The 3,329-nt window shown below is 74.9% G+C and carries 5 protein-coding genes and 1 pseudogene; all 6 read right to left on the bottom strand.

Going from position 1 to position 3,329, the window contains the following annotated elements:
- Positions 1–256 (bottom strand): DivIVA domain-containing protein (locus tag E9565_RS21640; RefSeq protein ID WP_236836699.1); only part of this gene is annotated, 256 nt, incomplete at its 3' end.
- A gap of 98 nt (positions 257–354) precedes the next feature.
- Entirely contained in the window at positions 355–642 is a 288-nt protein-coding gene (locus E9565_RS21635) for a YggT family protein (protein WP_091934897.1), read from the bottom strand.
- 51 nt (positions 643–693) lie between these two features.
- The gene (locus tag E9565_RS21630; protein ID WP_236828239.1) at positions 694–1,413 is read right to left on the bottom strand and encodes a cell division protein SepF; all 720 of its coding nucleotides are present in this window, start codon (positions 1,411–1,413) and stop codon (positions 694–696) included.
- A gap of 25 nt (positions 1,414–1,438) precedes the next feature.
- Positions 1,439–2,239 carry a YggS family pyridoxal phosphate-dependent enzyme gene (locus E9565_RS21625; protein ID WP_236828238.1) on the bottom strand — a complete coding sequence of 267 codons (801 nt, stop codon included), beginning with the start codon at positions 2,237–2,239 and terminating at the stop codon, positions 1,439–1,441.
- Positions 2,240–2,320: 81 nt separating this feature from the next.
- Complete coding sequence (gene pgeF, locus E9565_RS21620) at positions 2,321–3,052, bottom strand: peptidoglycan editing factor PgeF (RefSeq protein WP_236828237.1); 732 nt, start codon at positions 3,050–3,052, stop codon at positions 2,321–2,323.
- 86 nt (positions 3,053–3,138) lie between these two features.
- Positions 3,139–3,329, bottom strand: a pseudogene (locus tag E9565_RS21615) (cell division protein FtsZ); the annotation flags it as partial.

Below are 3,329 nucleotides of genomic sequence, written 5' to 3'. Positions count from 1 at the left end.
ACGTCAACGAGGCCAAGACGCAGGCCGAGCAGATGCTCAGCGGCGCCAAGACCAACAGCGAGCGGCTGATGACCGAGGCGCGCGCACCCGCCCGGCCGGCGCTGGACCGCAGCTCGTTGTTCTCCTCGATCAGGCGGGCCAGCTCGGCCTCCACCACGTCGAGGAAGGCGTCCACCTCGTCCTCGTCGTAGCCCCGCTTGCCGATGGGCGGCTTCTTGAAGACGACGTTGTGCACGTCGGCAGGCGTGAGTGGCATCGCAGGTCACCTCAGGTCGGACGGCGGGAACAGGGACGTGGTGGGAGCGGTGGCGCGGCGCCACCGTCCGACGGCTCTGACCCGGGGGGTATCAGCTGTCATGCGAGTGCGAGCGTGACGTTCCGGAGGACCACCACGGCGATCAGCAGCACCATAAACCCGAGGTCCAGTCGGATGGACCCCAGGTTCAACGGCGGGATCACCTTCCGCACCGCCTTCAGCGGCGGGTCGGTGGTGGAGTAGACGATCTCGAGACCGGCCGCGACCGCACCCGACGGCCGCCAGCTGCGCGCCAGCACCATCACCCAGTCGACGACGAACCGCGCGAAGAGCAGCACGAGGAAGACGAGCAGCACCGACGAGACGATCTGCCAGAAAAGAGACACGGGCCCCGCTCGATCAGGGCACCAGCCGGTGCCGACTCCACTGCGCGCCGCTCAGGACTTCTCGGAGAACCCGCCCTCGCGGATCTTCGCCTTGTCCTCAGCGGTGACGGCGACGTCCTGCGGACTGAGCAGGAACACCTTCGCCGTGACGCGCTCGATACTACCGCGCAGTCCGAAGCTCAGGCCCGCAGCGAAGTCGACGAGCCGCTTGGCGTCGGCGTCGTCCATCTCGGTGAGGTTCATGATGACCGGCATGCCGTCGCGGAACCGCTCGCCGATGGTCCGCGCCTCGTTGTAGGTGCGCGGGTGCAGCGTGACGACCTGGTAGCTCTTGGCCGCCGGGGCGGGCGCCGCCTCGGGCTCGGGCTCGGGAGCGGGCGCGGCGGCCACGGGCTCGCGCATCGCGAGGCCGGCCGCGGCCACGGGGCCGCTGCTGGTGCTCAGCACGCGGGAGGCGGTGGAGCCCGCCGCGCCCGCACCGGTCGGGGCCAGGCCGAGCGGGCGGGCCTGGACGCGGCGGACCGAGAGCGGCTCGGGGTCGCGGGCGGGCGGGACCGCGGGGACGTCGTCGGCGTAGTCGTCCGCGTAGCCGTCCTCGGCGTAGCCCGTGTCGGCGAAGTCCTCGTCGTAGCGGTCCTCGTCGTAGCGGCCGTAGCGACGGTCGTGCTCGAGCTCGTCGGACGGGCGGGCGTCGTACCGGCCGTAGCCGCGGGGCACGTCGTCCTCGACGAGCCCCAGGTAGATCCCCATCTTCCGCATGGCTCCAGCCATCGGACCTCCCCCTCTGCTGGTGTCCTCAGCGTCGCGTCTGCCCGGTCGTCGGCTCGTCGTCCCCGTCCGACCGCTCCCGGAGCGGCGGGTGCGACTGCTGTGACTCGCGTGGCTGGTGTTGCTCGAACTCACCGCAGGGTAGGGGGCGGTCGCCGAACAACGCGGTTCCGACACGCACGAGCGTGGCGCCCGCGGCGATCGCCTCCTCCAGGTCGCCGCTCATGCCGGCCGAGATCTCGACCGCCCCGGGGTGGTCGGCGCGCAGGCGCTCGGCGACCCGGGCGAGGCGGTGGAAGGCGGGCCCGGGCTCCTCCCCCCGCGGCGCGACGGCCATGACACCGCGCAGCCGCAGACCGGCGGACGACGCCACGGCGTCCGCGAGCGCGGGCACCTCCGCCGGCGCGGCCCCACCGCGCGCGGCGGCCTCGCCCTCGGGGCCGCCCAGGTCGACCTGGATCAGCACGTCGACCGGGCGGCCGGCCTCCTGACCGGCCCGGTCCAGCGTCGCTGCGAGCGCGGCACGGTCCAGCGAGTGGACGACGGCCCCGGTGCGGGCCACCGCCGCGGCCTTGTTCCGCTGCAGTTGGCCGACGAAGTGCCAGCGGACGTCGACGTCGCCGAGCTCGCCGGCCTTGGTCAGCAGCTCCTGCACCCGGTTCTCGCCGAACGCCCGCTGGCCGAGCGCCGCGAGCGCCCGCACGTCGTCGGCGGGCCAGGTCTTGCTCACGGCCAGCAGCCGCACGGTCGCGGGGTCGCGCCCGGCGGCCCGCGCGGCCCGGTCGATGCGGGCGCGCACCGCGCGCAGGTTGTCGGCGAGCCGGCTCACGGCCTGGATTGTCCCCGCAGCGACCGGCGCCCGTGCAGGGTCCCGACGCGAGCCTGCGCGGTGCGGGGGAAGGGTGGCCTCCTAGGCGAGCCAGACCAAGCCGGCCTGGCGGCCGGTGACGCCGTCGCGCCGGTGGGAGAAGAGCGCGGGGTCCTCGGCGGTGCAGCGGGGGTCCTGGACCACCTCCGGGATGCCGGCGCGCCGGAGGATCTGCTCGACCCCGGCCCGCAGGTCCAGGCCGGTGGTGCCGGCCCGGGTGGGGACCGCGGCGGCGGGCGCGATCCGCGCCACCTCGTGCTGCATCTCCGCAGGCACCTCGTAGCACGCGCCGCACACGGCGGGGCCCAGCAGCGCGGTCACGTCCCGGGCCCGGGCGCCGAGGCTCGCCATGGCCGACAGCGCCGCCGGGAGCACCCCCTTGCGGACGCCTTCGCGCCCGGCGTGGACGGCCGCGACGACACCGGCCCGGTGGTCGGCCAGCAGGACGGGCACGCAGTCGGCCGCCAGCACCGCGAGGACGAGTCCACGGGTCGCGGTGACCAGCCCGTCGGTGCCGGCCACCGGCCCGTCCTGCGGCCCGTCGACGACCGCGACGCCGGTGCCGTGCACCTGGTCCATCCAGACCAGCCGGTCCTCCCCCACGCCCAGCTCCCGCGCCACGCGGGCCCGGTTGGCGGCGACGTCACCGGGATCGTCCCCCACGTGGGAGCCCAGGTTGAAGGAGTCGTAGGGCGGACGGGAACGGCCGCCCCGCCGGTCGGTGACGACCCTGCGGGGTCGTACCTCCGACGGAGCGGCCGGTTCGTTGCTCATCGCGCCAGACGATACGTGCCCGGCGCGTGGCGGCCCCGCCCAGAGGCTCGTCCCGAGCGTGCGAGGGATGAGGAGGGCGGGGTCCTTCAGCCCTTGAGGAACTCCGGGATGTCGAGCTCCTCCTCGAAGTCCTCGTTCGACAGCGGTCGGCGGCCGTTGCCCGCGGAGCCCTGGATGGGCGGCAGCGGGGGCACGGTGAGGCCGCCCCCGGCACCGGCGCGCCCGCCGGAGGCCGGCGGGGCCTGCTGGGCGAGCCGCTCCCCCGTCACCGGCGGGG

Source organism: Blastococcus sp. KM273129, from assembly GCF_021698995.1.
GTDB lineage: Bacteria > Actinomycetota > Actinomycetes > Mycobacteriales > Geodermatophilaceae > Blastococcus.
Note: the sequence above shows the minus strand (reverse complement) of the source record. Positions and strands in the feature narration are given on the sequence as shown.